This is a genomic window from Frondihabitans sp. Leaf304, from assembly GCF_001423105.1.
GTDB lineage: Bacteria > Actinomycetota > Actinomycetes > Actinomycetales > Microbacteriaceae > Frondihabitans.
Genome location: NZ_LMNV01000002.1, coordinates 92,562 through 107,980 on the forward strand (window position 1 = coordinate 92,562; position 15,419 = coordinate 107,980).

The following is a 15,419-nucleotide window of genomic DNA, read 5'->3' on the forward strand; positions in this document are numbered from 1 at the left end:
ACGTGCTGCTGCTGCCAGCGGGGTCGTACCCGAGAGGCTTGAGTGCGCCGGAGGTCGCCAGTGCTCCGATGACGAGCACGGCACCGAGCACGACGAGACCGAGGAGCGGGGTGTTCTTCTGGCGGCGGCGTCTGGGCGTGCGGGGCATCCGTCTATTCTCGCAAGCTCGACGCCGCTCGAAGTCACCCGGCGAGTTGGCCCAGTCGGCCGCCTGCGGGTCGAGACGGCGTCGGTCGGGCCATCTCGCGACGCCCCTCCGCGCGGTTGCCGGCAAGGAGCGCGCTGCTTCGGAGGTGAACTACGCGACCCGGTGGTCGATGCTCAGCATCGGCACGTGGTGCCGAACCCGAACGTGGAGCGAGAGCTGCCCGCGTCGCGCGAGTGCGACCGCCGCGATGAGCGCGGCGAGCGCCGGCATACCTCCCGACACGAGCATGCCGACGTGCACGCCGAACGTCTGCACGATCCAGCCCATGAGCGGCCCGCCGATCGCCTGACCACCGAGCAGCACGAGCACGTAGAGCGACATGACCCGGCCCCGCACTCCGATGTTGCTCGACATCTGCACCAGTGAGTTGGACGCCGTCTGGAAGAGGAGAGCGGAGAGCCCGACGCCGACGAGCAGCACGGCGAAGGTCGCGATCGACGGCATCAGGCCGGTCGCCGCCTGCACGATGCCGGTGACCCCGACGCCGATCACGACGGTGCGCAGCCGGATGTTGGCCCTGCGAGTTGAGAGCAGCGCGCCGACGAGCGCACCGACCGCGACCATCGAGTTGAAGAGACCGTAGCCGCCGGCGCCGACGTGGAACACCTCCGACGCGTAGGTCGCCAGCAGAACGGGCATCGTGAGACCGAACACCGCAAACACGGCGACCAGAAAAACGGGCCAGATGATCGTCGGCTTGCCCGCCGCGTATCGCAGACCCGCTCGTAGTGCGCCCTTCTGGCGAGGTGCTGGCGCCGACCGGTGCATGTCGGCCGTGCGCAGCATTGAGAGCATCACGACCACGAGCACGCAGGCGACGCCGTTGATGACGAACGCCCACCCGGCGCCGACCGCGAGGAGGAGCACGCCGGCGATCGCGGGGCCGATCATGCCGCCGAGCTGGAACACCGACGAGTTGACGCTGATCGCGTTGCGGAGGTTTCTCGGGCCGACGAGCTCGGTCACGATCACCTGGCGCGCCGGGTTGTCGATGACGGTGACGAGGCCGGTGGCGAACGCGATCGCCCACACCATCCAGGCCTCGACGCCGCCCGAGAGGGTGAGGGCCGCGAGGCCGAGCGACAGCACGGCGAAGGTCGATTGCGTGATCATCATCAGCATCCGCTTCGAGAAGCGGTCGACGAGCACCCCGCCCAGCAGACCGAACATCAGCATCGGCGCGAATTGCATGGCGACGGTGATGCCGACGGCGGTGGCGCTGCCGGTGAGTTCGAGCACCAGCCAGTCTTGGGCGACCCGCTGCATCCACCCGGCGGTCATGGCCACGAGGTTGCCGGCCGTCCAGATGCGGAAGTTCGGCACCGAGAGGGCGATGAAGGTGTGCCGCCACGGAGGACGCTCGGTGGCGATGGTGAGAGGTTCGGTCGGGGGGAAGGCGAGAGTAGACGGTTTTGTCGTCGTCGACGTGGACACCATTCGACGGTAGGGCCGATCGGGGCATTTTGATCCCGAATGCCTCTTATCAAGGTCATTGGATTCTGCAATAGTGGGGTCATGTACGACCCCACGCTGCTTCGCACATTCCTCGTCGTCGCCGAGACGCACAGCTTCACTCAGGCCGCGGCGCGGCTCGGCATCAGCCAGCCGACAGTGAGCCAGCACGTCTCGCGGCTCGAGAAGGCGGCTGGTCGTCTCCTCGTCGCCCGCGACACCCGCGAGGTGGCGCTCACCGACAACGGCGACGCGATGGCCGGATTCGCCCGGACGATCCTCGCGGCGCACGCCTCCGCCGAAAGCTACTTCTCCGGTTCGGCCATGCGGGGTCGGCTGCGCTTCGGTGCGGCAGACGATCTGGCAATCACCCAGTTGCCGCGGATCCTCCGGCACTTCCGCCAGCTCTACCCCCAGATCAACCTCGAGCTGACCGTCAACCAGTCGATGCCCCTCCGGCGCCGTCTCGCCTCGGGGCACCTCGATCTCATCTTCGTCAAGCAGAGCGCGGGGGAGTACGAAGACGGCACTCGGGTGGCCGGCGACCCGATGGTGTGGATGGCGCAGGAGCGCCTGCAGCTCGACGCCGACCAGCCGGTGCCGCTGATCACGTATCAGGCGCCGAGCCTGTCGCGGCAGATGGCGATCGACGCCCTCGAGGCCGCGGGGCGCACCTGGCGGATCACCTGCAACACGCGTGACGTGAACGGCATCCTCGCAGCTGTCCGCGCTGGCATCGGGGTCGCAGTGTTTCCGTACTCGCTGATCCCCGCCGACCTCGTCAAGGTCTCGGTGCGTTTCTCGCTTCCCGGTCTCGGCGACGTCGACTACGTACTCGTCGCCAATCCGTCGTCGCCCCGCGAGCCTGTCGATGCGCTGACGTCGGCGATCCTGAGTCGCGGGGTGTCGCGGGCGGAGTAGCGGGGCTCCGGTGCCGGTGCCCCCACCCAGAACGCCACAGCCAAGGATCCGCACCTCACCAGCCCGGCGCTCGCGGTGGGCACCCGCCCCGGGCGTGGAGTTTCGAGAGAATCTCAGACTCCCCTAGACTCGAGGGCATCGTCGGGGGGCGCAGTGTGACGGATCGCATGGGTGACCTCGACTCGAGAGGACACCATGAGCGACACCCCCTACCCGCCGAAAACCGGCGCTGACGACACCGGAACGCCGGGCACCACCGCGCCCGCTCTCGGCCGATTGGACCGCGCCGTCCGCGATCTCCGACCGGTCGACTGGATCGCCGCAGCACTGACCGGAGTCGGCGCGTTCGTCGTCGCCTACCTCGTCGCGGTCGTGTCACTTCTGCTCACCACCGCTCTCGTCATCGCCAGCTCCGGCTCGGCGGGATCGACGGGGTCCGGCAGTGCCGGCGGATCGATCGGTGATACCGGAGGCGACGGCATTCCGGCGATCTCCGGTCTGATCACCGCCGTCACGGTGATTTTCGGCGCACCCGCACAGCTCGTCGCTCTGGCCGACTTCGGTCGTCTGTCCATCCACGGCAGTGTCACCGTCGTCTCGTCCGTCAGCGGGTCGATCCACATCGGTATCGTTCCGGTTCTGGTGCTGGTGGCTCAGCTCGTCGCGCTCGTGCTCGGCGTGCGTCTGTTCCGCAGCCGACGGCTCGACCTCCTCCAGAGCGCAGTGGTCTCGGCGGTCACCGGAGCAAGCCTCGCCCTCGTCACACTCCTCGTCGGGCTCGCCCTGGCCATCCGCCTGCCGAAGGCGACGGGCTTCGATATCTCGGGCATCACCGCGGTGAATGCGCTGGCCGTCATTGCGGCGTTCGTCATCGGATCCTTCGTCGCGCTCCTCGCTCGCCCCGCCTGGTTCGCCCGAATGCACCCGGTCCTGTCGCAGCTGCTCGGAACGGTGCGCGTCGCAGCCCTGCACTTCGGCGTCCTCGTCGTCGTCGTCATGGTCGGCGTGATCATCTACGCGGCCGTCGCTCACCCCGACGGCGCGTCCGCACTCCCGCTCGTGATCGGCAACGTCGCCGTGATAGCGATCGCGATCGGGTTCTTCGGTGGAGTCTCGGTTTCCGAATCGGCTGGGTCGCTCATGTCGACGCTGTCGGGAAGCTCGAGCGGCGCGGGTGCCGGAAGTGGCACGGCGACCGTCTTCTCCGGGGGATCCGTCACCGCCTGGCTGCTCGTCCTCCTGGTCGTTCTGACCGCCGTCGTCTCGGGCCTCGCACTCGCGGTACGACGCAACCGACGCGATCGCACGGTCGCCGACTGGGTCGCCACCGCCGTTGTCTACGCACTCCTCGGCCTGCTGCTCCAGGTGTTCGGCACGGCTGTCTTCTCCGTTCAGATCGCCGGGGTCGGGGGCGCAGGATCCGCGGGAGTCACACCGGGGACGATCGCCGTCCTGGCCGCCTGGGGCATTGCCATCGAGGTCGTCGCTCGGTACCTGGCGCCTCTCGTGCTCCCCGCTGCGACACCCGGTCTTCTCCGCGTCACCCGGAGGTTCGTCGGGCGAGACCTGACGGCGTCCGGGTCCGGTTCGGTGGCTGGCACTGAGCAGATGGGCGACGGCCAGATGGGCGCTGGCGAGGCAGGTGCGGAGCCCGCGATCGCGGCCGAGCCGATGTCGCCGCGGAAGCGTCGGATCCTTGTCCGCTCGCTCATCGCCGGGGGAATCGTCCTCGTCCTCGTCGTCGGGGGAGCGATCACCGCCGGCACTCTGCGTTCCACCGTTTACGGCCCGGGCCACGCCGCCGAGGCGTATCTCGCGGCACTGAGCTCGGGCGACGCCGACGCGGCCGGTCGTCTGTCAGGGGCCACCGGAACCGGCAAGGGCATGCTCACCACCAAGGTGCTCTCGTCGGCGAAGGATCGGATCCGCGACGTCGCCGTCGGAAACGCGACCGTCTCGGGTGACCTCGCCTCGGTGAAGGTCAGCTACCGTCAGGGCGGCGAATCGCACGACTCGACCTTAAAACTGACCCGGACCGGCACCTCGTGGCTGATTCACGACAAGTGGGCGGTGACGAGCTCGCTCGCCGCGCCGGTCTCGATCGCCACCGCCAGCGCACTCGGCGACGCCGACGTCACTGTCGACGGCGTCAAGGTCGGAACGACCAAAGAGGGCACGCTCACCCTCTCCGCCTTCCCGGGAACGTATTCGATCGCGGTAGCCGGCACGAAGTACTTCGAGGCCTCCTCGAAGAGCGTGACCGTCACGGCAGACGGGTATGCGGGCAGCCGCCTCGAGTTCGCCGCGGCACCCACCTCCGAGCTGGAATCCGATGCCAAGACGCTCGTGACCGATCTCATCGCGAAGTGCGCCAAAGCCACCACCGGTGAACTCGACGATGCCTGCCCGTTCTACGGCCCGGGAAGCGACGCCACCAAGGTCTCGTACAAGGTCACCTCGAAGCCGACCCTCTCGGTCGATCTGACCTACGACGGCACCGTCGTCGTCACGGGTGACGGGGGCAAAGTCGACATGAAGTACACGAGAGACTTCTTCGGTTCGACCTACAAGGGCGGCTACGAGCAGTCGATGTACATCTACAAGTCGCTGACGATCCAGGGTGACGAGCTGGTGCTCACCGACCGCTGACGCTGCGGCGGGGGCCGGCCCTGAGACCGACACGACGAGGATCCGCAACTCACCAGATTCGGCCGGCACTGGAGACCCAGCCGGCACTGGAGACCCAGCCGGCACTGGAGACCCAGCCGGCACTGGCAGAGTTGCACCATGCCCCGTCAGAACCCCCGCCGCACCGCCCTCATCCTGAGCACCGCGCTCGCCGTTAGCGGCGCCCTGCACTTCGCCCGTCCGAAGACCTTCGACGGCATCGTGCCGGAGTCGCTTCCCGGCGAACCGCGCACCTGGACCCTCGTCTCCGGCGGGGCCGAGCTCGCCTGCGCCGCGGCCCTGGCGATCCCGCGCACCAGGTCGGTCGGGGGGATCCTCGCCGCAGCGCTCTTCGTCGCGGTGTTCCCGGCGAACGTCAAGATGGCGCGCGACGCTCTGCGCAGCCGTCGAGCCGCACCGCGCCGCAAGGTCATCGCTGTCGTTCGGTTGCCATTGCAGGTGCCGCTCGTTCTCCTCGCTCTGCAGGCGCGACGCGGCTGAGGCCCGATGACACACGCCCGACCGCACACGCCCGACGGCACACGCCCGACGCTCCTCGGCTGAGGGGCGGTACGCCCGGATCCCGCGCGAGCCTCTCGCACCCCGATGCTGACGTCGCCATACTGGATGCGACCGCCACCGCAGCCGATCCACAGGAGTACCAGTGCCGCAGTTCGTCCACCTCCGCGCCTCCGGCGTGAGCCTTCTTCTCGACCTCACCGACCGGCAGCTGCCCGCAGTCGTGCACTGGGGTGCCGCCCTCGGCGACCTCCCGCTCGATGAGGCCCGTGCGCTCGCGCAGGGCGACGTCGAGCCGCTGGCCGGAAACGCCGTCGACGACCCGGTGCGCCTGTCGATGCTGCCCGAGCACCACATCGGCTGGGTCGGCAAGCCGGGCGTCGCCGGGCACCGCGAGGGCCGTGACTGGTCGCCGAAGTTCGAGGTGACCGACGTGCTCGTCGACGGAAGCATCGTCGAGGGCGACTTCGTCGAGACCGGTGCCGGTCTCGTCACGGTGACCGCTCAGGATCCTGAAGCGGGGCTCCAGATCCACCTCGACGTCGAGATGCTGCTCTCCGGTCTTGTCCGGGCGCGCGCTGCCCTGCGCAACGAGGCGGCCGGCCCGTACACCGTCACCGAGTTGACGGTCGCTCTGCCTATTCCTCCCCGGGCGCGCGAGATCCTCGACTTCGCCGGTCGCTGGGGCAAGGAGCGCACGCCCCAGCGCAGCCAGCTCGTCGTGGGCATCCACGAGCGGGAGGGCCGCAAGGGCCGCACCGGTGCCGACGCGGCCACCGTGCTGAGCGTCGGCGAGCCCGGCTTCGGATTCGCCCGCGGCGAGGTGTGGGGCGTGCACACGGCCTTCAGCGGCAACCACCGGCACTATGCCGAACGTCTGTTCTCGGGCATGCAGGTGATCGGCGGCGGCGAGCTGCTGCTGCCGGGCGAGGTGCGTCTGGCCGAGGGCGAGACCTACACGGCTCCCTGGATCTACGCCGCCTACGGTGACGGGCTCGACGACCAGGCGCACCGGTTCCACCGCTACCTCCGATCGCGCGACGAGCACCCGACCAGGCCCCGCCCGATGACCCTCAACGTGTGGGAGGCCGTGTATTTCGACCACGACCTCGCGCGCCTCACCGACCTCGCCGACCGTGCCGCAGCCCTCGGCGTCGAGCGGTACGTGCTCGACGACGGGTGGTTCCGTGGTCGGCGTGACGACTTCCGCGGGCTCGGCGACTGGTACGTCGATGACGAGATCTGGCCGAACGGCCTCTCGCCCCTGATCGACCGCGTCACGGGCCTCGGCATGGAGTTCGGGCTCTGGTTCGAACCCGAGATGGTCAACGAAGACAGCGACCTCGCTCGGGCGCACCCCGAGTGGATCATGCAGACGGGGGGCCGCCTGCCCATCCGCAGCCGGCACCAGCAGGTGCTCAACCTCGGCATCCCCGAGGCGTACGAGTTCGTGCTCGAGCGGATGACCGCGATCCTCGGCGAGTACGACATCGCCTACATCAAGTGGGATCACAACCGCGACCTGATCGACGCCGGCACCTGGCCCACCGGAGTCGCGGGCGTGCACGAGCAGACGCTGGCCACCTATGCCCTGATGGACGAACTGAAGGTGCGATTCCCCGGTCTCGAGATCGAGTCGTGCTCGTCCGGCGGTGCGAGGGTCGACCTGGGTGTGCTCGAGCGAACCGACCGCATCTGGGTCAGCGACTGCATCGACCCGCTCGACCGCCAGCAGATGAACCGCTGGACCATGCAGCTACTGCCGCCCGAGATTCTCGGCTCGCACATCGCCTCCGGGGTCAACCACACCACCGGCCGCTACCACGAGCTCTCGTTCCGCGCCGGCACGGCGCTCTTCGGGCACCTCGGCATCGAGTGGGATCTCGCCAAGGCCACCGAGGCTGAGAATCACGACCTCGCGGCGTGGATCGCGCTGTACAAAGAGAAGCGCGCCCTGATGCACTCGGGTGACATGGTCCGGGCCGATGCGATCGACCCGACAGTCAACGTCTACGGGGCTGTCGCCGCCGACCGATCCGCCGCGCTCTTCTTCCTCGCGACTCTGGGCCGCAGCGAGGTGTCGCCGCGGGGTCGATTCACGCTGCCCGGTCTCGACCCGGCTCGGCGTTACCGAGTGGCCCCGATCGTCGTCGGCGATCCCGACGACGGATTCGTCGCGCCCGCCTGGTGGAACGGCGGCTCCGGCACCGTGCTGTCGGGCCGGTCGCTCGGGGTCGTCGGCCTCCACCTTCCGGGGCAGTACCCCGAGCGCGTGACCGTTCTGAGCGTCACGGAGGAGTAGTCGCGCGGGCTTATGCTGTGACTTTGCGTTTTGCGGCCTTGCGCGTCGCGCACGTTCAGTTTCAGAGCTCGAGGAGTGACTGTGTCGAATTCGACGACCACCCGGATCCTGCCCACCCTCGATCGGTTCTTCGAGATCACGAAGAGGGGCAGCACCTGGGCGACCGAGGTGCGTGGCGGTCTCGTCACGTTCGTGACGATGGCGTACATCGTCATCTTGAACCCGCTGATCCTCGGCGGGTTCTCGGCCGACCAGGCGGCGAAAGACATCGCCGGCAACTGGCTGCAGAACGCCCAGGTCGGTGCCGTCACGGCTCTCACCGCCGGTGTGATGACGATCCTGTTCGGTCTCGTCGCGCGTCTTCCGTTCGGCCTGGCCGCGGGGCTCGGCATCAACTCCTTCCTGGCCGTCAGCGTCGTCAAAGACGTCACCTGGCCCGAGGCGATGGGCCTCGTCGTCATCGAGGGCCTCATCATCGTGATCCTCGCCGCGACCGGCCTTCGCACGCTCATCTTCAAGGCGGTGCCGCAGGCCCTGAAGACCGCGATCAGCGTCGGCATCGGCCTCTTCATCGCTTTCATCGGGCTCGTCGACGCCGGCTTCGTGCGCACGTCGGGGGAGGCGTCGCCGCCGGTCCAGCTCGGAATCGCAGGATCCGTCGAGACGTTGCCCACCATCGTGTTCGTCATCGGACTCGTCGTGATCGGCGTCCTCGTCGCTCGCAAGGTCCGCGCCGCGATCCTCATCGGCATCGTCGTCACCACGGTCATCGCGATCATTCTCAATCTCATCTTCAAGGTGCCCGAGTCGCTCGGCACGAACCCCGCGGGGTGGAACCTCAACGCACCCGGGCTCCCGACCAGCATCGTGTCGCTGCCCGACCTCTCGCTCGTCGGTCAGTTCGACCTCTTCGGCGCTTTCTCGCGTATCGGCGGAGTCGCGGCGACGATGCTCGTCTTCACCCTGGTCTTCACGAACTTCTTCGACGCGATGGGCACGATGACCGGCCTCGCCCGCCAGGCAGGCGTCGCTGCCCCCGACGGCACGTTCCCGCGCCTCCGCCCCGCCCTGATCGTCGAGGGCATCGGCGCTGTGGCCGGTGGCGCGTCGAGCGGTTCGTCGAACACGGTGTTCGTCGAGTCGGCATCCGGCGTCGGCGAGGGCGCGCGTACGGGGCTCGCGTCGGTCGTGACCGGCCTGCTGTTCGTGCTCGCGATGTTTTTCACGCCGCTGACCCAGGTCGTTCCGCTGGAGGTCGCCGCGGCTTCCCTCGTCGTCGTCGGTGCGCTCATGGTGTCGCAGATCAAAGACATCGTCTGGACCGACTTCAGCGTCGCACTCCCGGTCTTCCTCACCATCATCGTGATGCCGCTCACCTACTCGATCTCGAACGGAATCGGTGCCGGATTCATCTCGTGGGTGCTGCTCCGGTCGCTCTCGGGCAAGGGCAAGGAGATCAGCCCGCTGCTGTGGGTCGTCGCTCTGGGCTTCGTGATCTACTTCGCGCGCGGTCCGATTCAGGCCTGGATCGGGTAGCTCTCAGCCCTGCGCCGGGGGAGTTGGCGGTTTTTGTCGGAGTGGGCGGGTGCTACAGCACCCGCCCACTTCGTCTGGGAAGTGCCGAGACCTTTGCCTGCGGTTCTTCAGACTGCTTGGCAGATAGGTCATTCGACTCGCGGTGGTTTATTCCGGAGTGCGCGTGCCTTCTTGAATCGACCAAAGCCGAGGGCCATACAGATTGACGAGGGAACAACGAGTGCGTTCCCCAGAAAGTGGCTGAAGCCTGCAAAGACGGCGAAGCTTGCGTAGTAGCCGACCATCGAGAGTGCCCAGAACAGGATGGCCGTTTGCACGAGCCGTTCTCGAGACACCGCACGCTGCCTCACTTGGGGGCCGAGGTCCGACACTGGATGACACTTCCGCCCCGCACGTCGTACCAGTACAGGGTTCTGTTTCGCGAGCACACCCCGGTCCTGTGAATGTAAGTGACTGCGAGTCCCACCTTGCATTCCTTTCTCGCCGCCCCGTTCGCACCACCTCTCGAACTATTCCGAACATCTACTCTTAATTCAAATATCGAGTTGGCATAGCTCGCTTTGGGGCTAGTCGCACGCGGACGGGGTGATACCCCGAGGGCGCGTTCGTGGAATCGAGTAGCGCGCCTGGGTGTCTGATCGTGCCCCCTTGATGCCTGGAGCCTCGGTTCGTTGATGGGGTGCCTTGGCGGTCGCGCGGGCCGTGAGTGTCGAAGCCCCTCATTGCGGCCCGGTTTGAAAATATTGAATTCTAGATTCCTGACAAGGTCTACGCTTAATCTGTGTCGAAATACAACACCAGCTCGCTCTCGCGGCGCACACTCCTGACGACCGCGCTGGGCGCTTCCATCGCGGGTGCCCTCGCGCCGGCGGCGCCCTCACAGGCCGCGACGAGGCAGCCGCGCCCCGAGCGACGGTTCTTCTACCTCGCCTCAACCGGCGACAACAGCGCCGATGGGCGCTCACCCGCGACAGCCTGGCGGTCTCTCAACCGGTTGGGCACAGCTCTCTATACGGGCGCCGTCACTCGGGGCGACAGCGTCCTGTTTCGGCGGGGTGACACGTTCTACGGGCACATCGAGCACGTCCCCGCCCTCGAATCGACGGCGGAGACGCCCGCCCCGCTCGTCCTCGACGCCTACGGCGAGGGCGACCGCCCGGTGATCTGCGGATACAAGATCTGCGACGACCCCACCCAGTGGAAGCCGGTCGGCGACGGCCTCTGGAGCCTCGACCTCACCCTGCGCTCCGGCGCATACACGGGCAACGTCGATTCGCAGAACGTCGACGTCGGCTTCGTAAAGGTCGACGGGGTGATCAATGGCCAGAAACGCTGGAGCAGATCCGAGCTCGTCAACGACTGGGATTTCGTCTCGAACGCCAATCCGTTCGTCATCCGGTCGCAAGAAAACCCGTCGCTACACGGGCGACGCGTCGAGATGGCGGTCGGCGAACATCTCATTGCCTCTCAGAGCGGAATGGCCGTCTCCGGCCTGGAATTGCGCGGTGGCGGAGCTCACGGGGTCCGCACGCCGTCCGGAGGGGTCCACAACCTTCACCTCAGTGATCTGGTCATCACGGAGATCGGCGGTGGGGAGCTGTTCGGCTCACCGGGGGCTCGCTTCGGCAACGGCATCGAGATAGGCATCGGAGCCTCGGGCGTTCTGGTCGAGAACTGCTCTGTGAGCCAGTGCTACGACGTCGCGTTCACCTGTCAAGGGCCGCAGACGCCGACCGCGCGGGGATGGCGTGACGTGGTGTTCCGCGGCAACACGGGCGTCGACAACACGCAGTCTTTCGAGGTGTGGTCGAGCGGCACCGATCGGGGCCCGGGCTCCGGCTTCGTCGATTGCGCCTTCGTCGACAACGTCTGCTCGAACGCCGGCGGCGGGTGGGGTGCGCTCGTCCGCCCCGACAACGTCGGTAAGAGCACCCACCTGCTCTTCTACGGAATGGAGCTCCCGTCACCCATCGACATCTCGGGCAACACCTTTCGTTACGCGGCTCAGAACTACGCGTACTTCCGTGCCGGCATACCGGCAGAGCTCCGACTCGATCGCAACACCATCGAACTGGACCCGACCACTCCGCTGCAGTTCGGCAAGCCCTTCACCGTCGCGACGGCCGCCGAATGGACGGCCGCCGCGGGGGTCGAGCGGAACAGCAGGTTTACTGCTCGGTGACTACTTCGCCTCCCACCACGGCGCGATGACGGCGCGCGCGAGGGTGTGCGAGAAGAGGTTGAAGCCGAGGAACGCCGGCGACGCGCTGTCGTCGATGCCGAGGGTCTCGACGTCGACGGCGTGCACGGCGATGAAGTAGCGGTGCGGGCCGTGCCCGGCCGGCGGAGCGGCGCCGAGGAAGTGCGCGAGACCACCGTCGTTCTTCAGCTGGAAGGCGCCGTCGGGTAGCCCGGAGCCCTCGGCATCGCCCGCTCCCGACTCTAGCGAGGTGACCGACACGGGCACATCGACGACGGCCCAGTGCCAGAAGCCAGCTGCGGTGGGCGCATCGGGGTCGTACATGGTGACGGCGAAGCTCTTCGTCTCATCGGGGAAACCCGACCATGACAACTGCGGGCTGACGTCGCCGCCGCCGGCCCCGAAGATGCCCGAGACCTGAGGCGTCGAAAGCGGGGCGCCATCCTGAACGTCGGTCGAGGTGAGAGTAAAGCTCGGAACGTCGCCGATGGCGTCGTACGGCGAGGGGATCGAGGTGCTGCTCATGAAAACTCCTTCTGTTGCGTCTGTCGCCTTCGTTCTACACGAGCCCCCCGGCTTTCCGCTCAGCTGCCGCGGCCCCGCCGCCTCTTGAGGCCCGTTGGTTTGCCGAGATCGCAGTTCGCGTCGGGTCATAGCGACCTGTACTGCGATATCGGCACCGGAGCTCGCCTGTGGAAAGCGCGAGCGAAGGATCCGGCAACTCACCAGGCTTGACGAAATGAAACCTTCGCGTCTTCCAGCCTCACTCCGTAACCAACCGTTTCGAGTGCGTGATGCCGTGCCGATTGTCGGGCGTAATCGCCTGCGGCGGTCAGACCTCATCGTCGTCACGCGTGGATTGCGCCTGCATAGGTCGCTCCGCCACCTGACGGATGCGCAGCGCTTCGCGCCCGGGCTCGGGGCGGATCAATTCTTCAGTCATACGACAGCCGCGGGCATCTGGGGAATGCCCGTACCGCGAGGCCCACTTCACGTCACAACCCTCGGTAGTGGTCCGATCATGAGGCGTCGGGGCGTGACCGGGCATCGTGTCTCACGCGAACGTGCCCAAGTCGTCACAAAGAACGGTCTCCGGGTAAGTGATGCCGTCACCTCCTTCTTCGAATCCGCCGCACTCACTGGAACGGACGAGGTGGACGACGACGATCTCGTAGCCTTGGCCGATTGGCTCGTGGGCAGGGCTTGTGGTCTCGATTTGGATGATCTGAGGCGGACTGCCGCTCGTTCAAGGGGACAGCGTGGAGTCCGTCGCATTCGACGGGCCCTCGATCTCGCGAGGGTCGGCTCCGAGTCGCGGAGGGAGACCCGGCTTCGACTCCGACTCGGGCGCGCCGGCTTCCGGCCGCCTCTGCTCAACTGTGATGTCCACGACGCGGACGGTCGATTCATCGGCAGGCCCGACATCATCTACGGCCGAGAGCGCGTTTGTATCGAGTACGACGGCGATCACCACCGAACAGATCGTAAGACCTTTCGAGAAGACATCCGTCGGCGTGAGCGGTTCTCGGCGGCAGGGTGGCACAGCATCCATGTGTCGGACGATGATCTGTTCGGTTCAAACTGGGACCAGTTCGTCCAGCATGCCGAGGCGGCGCTTGCCCGGGGGAGACGCGAGGCCGACGCGCGAGACGCCGCGCGAATGGCGCCGAGATCGCAGTAGTGGTCGGAGCCACTCGACCACAAGTGCGATCTCGACATCCCGCACGCGCCGTGCGCGCCAGGGGACGCCCGCCACATGCGCCCGCACGTGCCACGATCAGACCATGAGCACACTCGCGACCGCAGCCGCAGCCGACGCCGTCAAGGGCCGCTCCCGGCTCCGGTTCGCAGCGATGATGGCGATCGGCGTCGTGGTCGGAGGAGCCGCGGGCCTGTTCGGAGCCGGCCTCTCGTCGATCGTGATCGGCTGGGCCGCCGCGTGCCTCGGCTATCTCGTCTGGGTGTGGCTCGCCGTCGGGCGCTTGAGCGGCGAGCAGACCCGTCAGCACGCGACCCGTGAAGACCCTTCGCGCCCGACGAGCCATCTGCTTCTGATCGTGGCGTGTACCGCGTCGTTGGCCGCGGTCGCCACGCTCGTCGTGTCGGCCAACCGCGCCTCGGGAGCGGAAGCTGGCCTCCTCGCGGGGCTCGCGGTAGTGAGTGTGGCGCTGTCGTGGTTCCTCGTGCACACGCTCTTCATGCTCCGCTACGCCGTGCTCTATTACAACGGCACCGCCGAGGGCGGAATCGACTTCAACCAGCCCGAGCCGCCCGACTATGCCGACTTCGCCTACCTTGCGTTCGATCTGGGAATGACGTTCCAGGTGAGTGACACCACAGTGTCGTCGAGCGCGATTCGGCACGTCGTGCTCCGGCACTGCCTCCTGTCGTACCTGTTCGGCACGGTGATCCTGGCGACCCTCATCAACCTGGTCGCCGGTCTCGGATCCTGACGGGCGAAGCGATCGTGACCGGCAACGCACGGAGTATCGCTCCATCCGCTCGTGTCAATCCGTGCGGCTGCACCCGAGTGAGCGCTCACCCGCGGAGTAGCGTTGGCGCGGGCGCACCGACGCGCCCACGACAAGGAGCATCGTTCGCATGGAATTCAGGTATCTCGGCAACTCGGGCCTCAAGATCTCCGAGCTCACCTACGGCAACTGGCTGACGCACGGCTCCCAGGTGGAGAACGACACGGCTACCGCGTGCGTGCGCAAGGCGCTCGACGTCGGTATCTCGACCTTCGACACCGCCGACGTGTACGCCAACACTCAGGCCGAGACGGTTCTCGGCGAGGCCCTGAAGGGGGAGCGTCGCGAGTCGCTCGAGATCTTCACCAAGGTCTACGGGCCGACCGGGCCGAAGGGTCACAACGACACCGGTCTGAGCCGCAAGCACATCACCGAGTCGATCAACGGGTCGCTGAAGCGCCTCCAGACCGACTACGTCGACCTCTACCAGGCGCACCGCTACGACGTCGAGACCCCGCTCGAAGAGACGATGCAGGCGTTCGCCGACGTGGTCCGCCAGGGCAAGGTGCTCTACATCGGTGTCAGCGAGTGGAACGCCCAGCAGCTCCGCGACGGGTCCGCCCTCGCCAAGGAGCTCGGCATCCAGCTCATCTCGAACCAGCCCGAGTATTCGCTCCTCTGGCGCGTGATCGAAGACGAGGTCGTGCCGGCGTCGAAAGAGCTCGGCATCTCGCAGATCGTCTGGTCGCCGGTGGCTCAGGGCGTGCTCACCGGCAAGTACAAGAAGGGCGCAGAACTGCCCGCAGGATCCCGTGCAACCGACGAAAAGGGCGGCGCCGGCATGATCTCGCGCTGGATGGGCGACGACGTGCTCGACGCCGTGGCTCAGCTGGAGCCGATCGCGAGCGATCTCGGCCTGACCCAGGCGCAGCTGTCGCTCGCCTGGGTGCTGCACAACGACAACGTCGCGTCGGCGATCATCGGCGCGTCTCGCCCCGAGCAGGTCGAGTCGAATGCGGTCGCGGCCGGCGTGAAGCTCGAGGCCGACGTCGTTGCGCGCATCGAGGCGGTGTTCGAGGGGCTGGCCGAGACCGACCCGTCGAAGACGCAGATGCCGGCGGGCCGCGAAGCCTAGCGAGTTCG

10 protein-coding genes are annotated in these 15,419 nt (G+C 67.3%); 8 read left to right on the plus strand and 2 right to left on the minus strand.

The window, feature by feature from the left end; translation table 11 throughout:
* Positions 1-298: 298 nt before the first annotated feature.
* Positions 299-1,645 (minus strand): MFS transporter, encoded by a 1,347-nt coding sequence (locus ASF54_RS00400; protein WP_055957415.1) that lies wholly within the window; start codon positions 1,643-1,645, stop codon positions 299-301.
* Between the two features lie 78 nt (positions 1,646-1,723).
* Here ASF54_RS00400 and ASF54_RS00405 point away from each other — a divergent pair, with 78 nt between their 5' ends.
* The 6 genes from ASF54_RS00405 to ASF54_RS00430 all read left to right on the plus strand — a co-directional run bounded on the left by ASF54_RS00405 (position 1,724) and on the right by ASF54_RS00430 (position 11,787).
* Positions 1,724-2,581: a LysR substrate-binding domain-containing protein gene (locus ASF54_RS00405; RefSeq protein WP_055957417.1), complete on the plus strand. Its 858-nt coding sequence runs from the start codon at positions 1,724-1,726 to the stop codon at positions 2,579-2,581.
* 195 nt (positions 2,582-2,776) lie between these two features.
* Positions 2,777-5,230 (plus strand): hypothetical protein, encoded by a 2,454-nt coding sequence (locus tag ASF54_RS00410; RefSeq protein ID WP_157509971.1) that lies wholly within the window; start codon positions 2,777-2,779, stop codon positions 5,228-5,230.
* Between the two features lie 138 nt (positions 5,231-5,368).
* Positions 5,369-5,749, plus strand: coding sequence for a DoxX family protein (locus ASF54_RS00415; RefSeq protein WP_055957423.1), 381 nt, complete (start codon positions 5,369-5,371; stop codon positions 5,747-5,749).
* 163 nt (positions 5,750-5,912) lie between these two features.
* Positions 5,913-8,069 carry an alpha-galactosidase gene (locus ASF54_RS00420; RefSeq protein ID WP_055957425.1) on the plus strand — a complete coding sequence of 719 codons (2,157 nt, stop codon included), beginning with the start codon at positions 5,913-5,915 and terminating at the stop codon, positions 8,067-8,069.
* Positions 8,070-8,144: 75 nt separating this feature from the next.
* Positions 8,145-9,605 carry an NCS2 family permease gene (locus ASF54_RS00425; RefSeq protein WP_055957428.1) on the plus strand — a complete coding sequence of 487 codons (1,461 nt, stop codon included), beginning with the start codon at positions 8,145-8,147 and terminating at the stop codon, positions 9,603-9,605.
* Between the two features lie 781 nt (positions 9,606-10,386).
* Complete coding sequence (locus ASF54_RS00430) at positions 10,387-11,787, plus strand: hypothetical protein (RefSeq protein WP_055957430.1); 1,401 nt, start codon at positions 10,387-10,389, stop codon at positions 11,785-11,787.
* Here the strand turns inward: ASF54_RS00430 and ASF54_RS00435 are convergent, their stop codons facing one another.
* Positions 11,788-12,330, minus strand: a complete 543-nt coding sequence (locus ASF54_RS00435; RefSeq protein WP_055957433.1) for a YbhB/YbcL family Raf kinase inhibitor-like protein — start codon at positions 12,328-12,330, stop codon at positions 11,788-11,790. It abuts the gene before it with no gap.
* A gap of 1,259 nt (positions 12,331-13,589) precedes the next feature.
* Here ASF54_RS00435 and ASF54_RS00445 point away from each other — a divergent pair.
* Positions 13,590-14,258, plus strand: coding sequence for a DUF1345 domain-containing protein (locus ASF54_RS00445; protein WP_055957439.1), 669 nt, complete (start codon positions 13,590-13,592; stop codon positions 14,256-14,258).
* A 148-nt stretch (positions 14,259-14,406) separates the two neighbouring features.
* Complete coding sequence (locus tag ASF54_RS00450) at positions 14,407-15,411, plus strand: aldo/keto reductase family protein (protein WP_055957442.1); 1,005 nt, start codon at positions 14,407-14,409, stop codon at positions 15,409-15,411.
* Positions 15,412-15,419 lie beyond the last annotated feature (8 nt).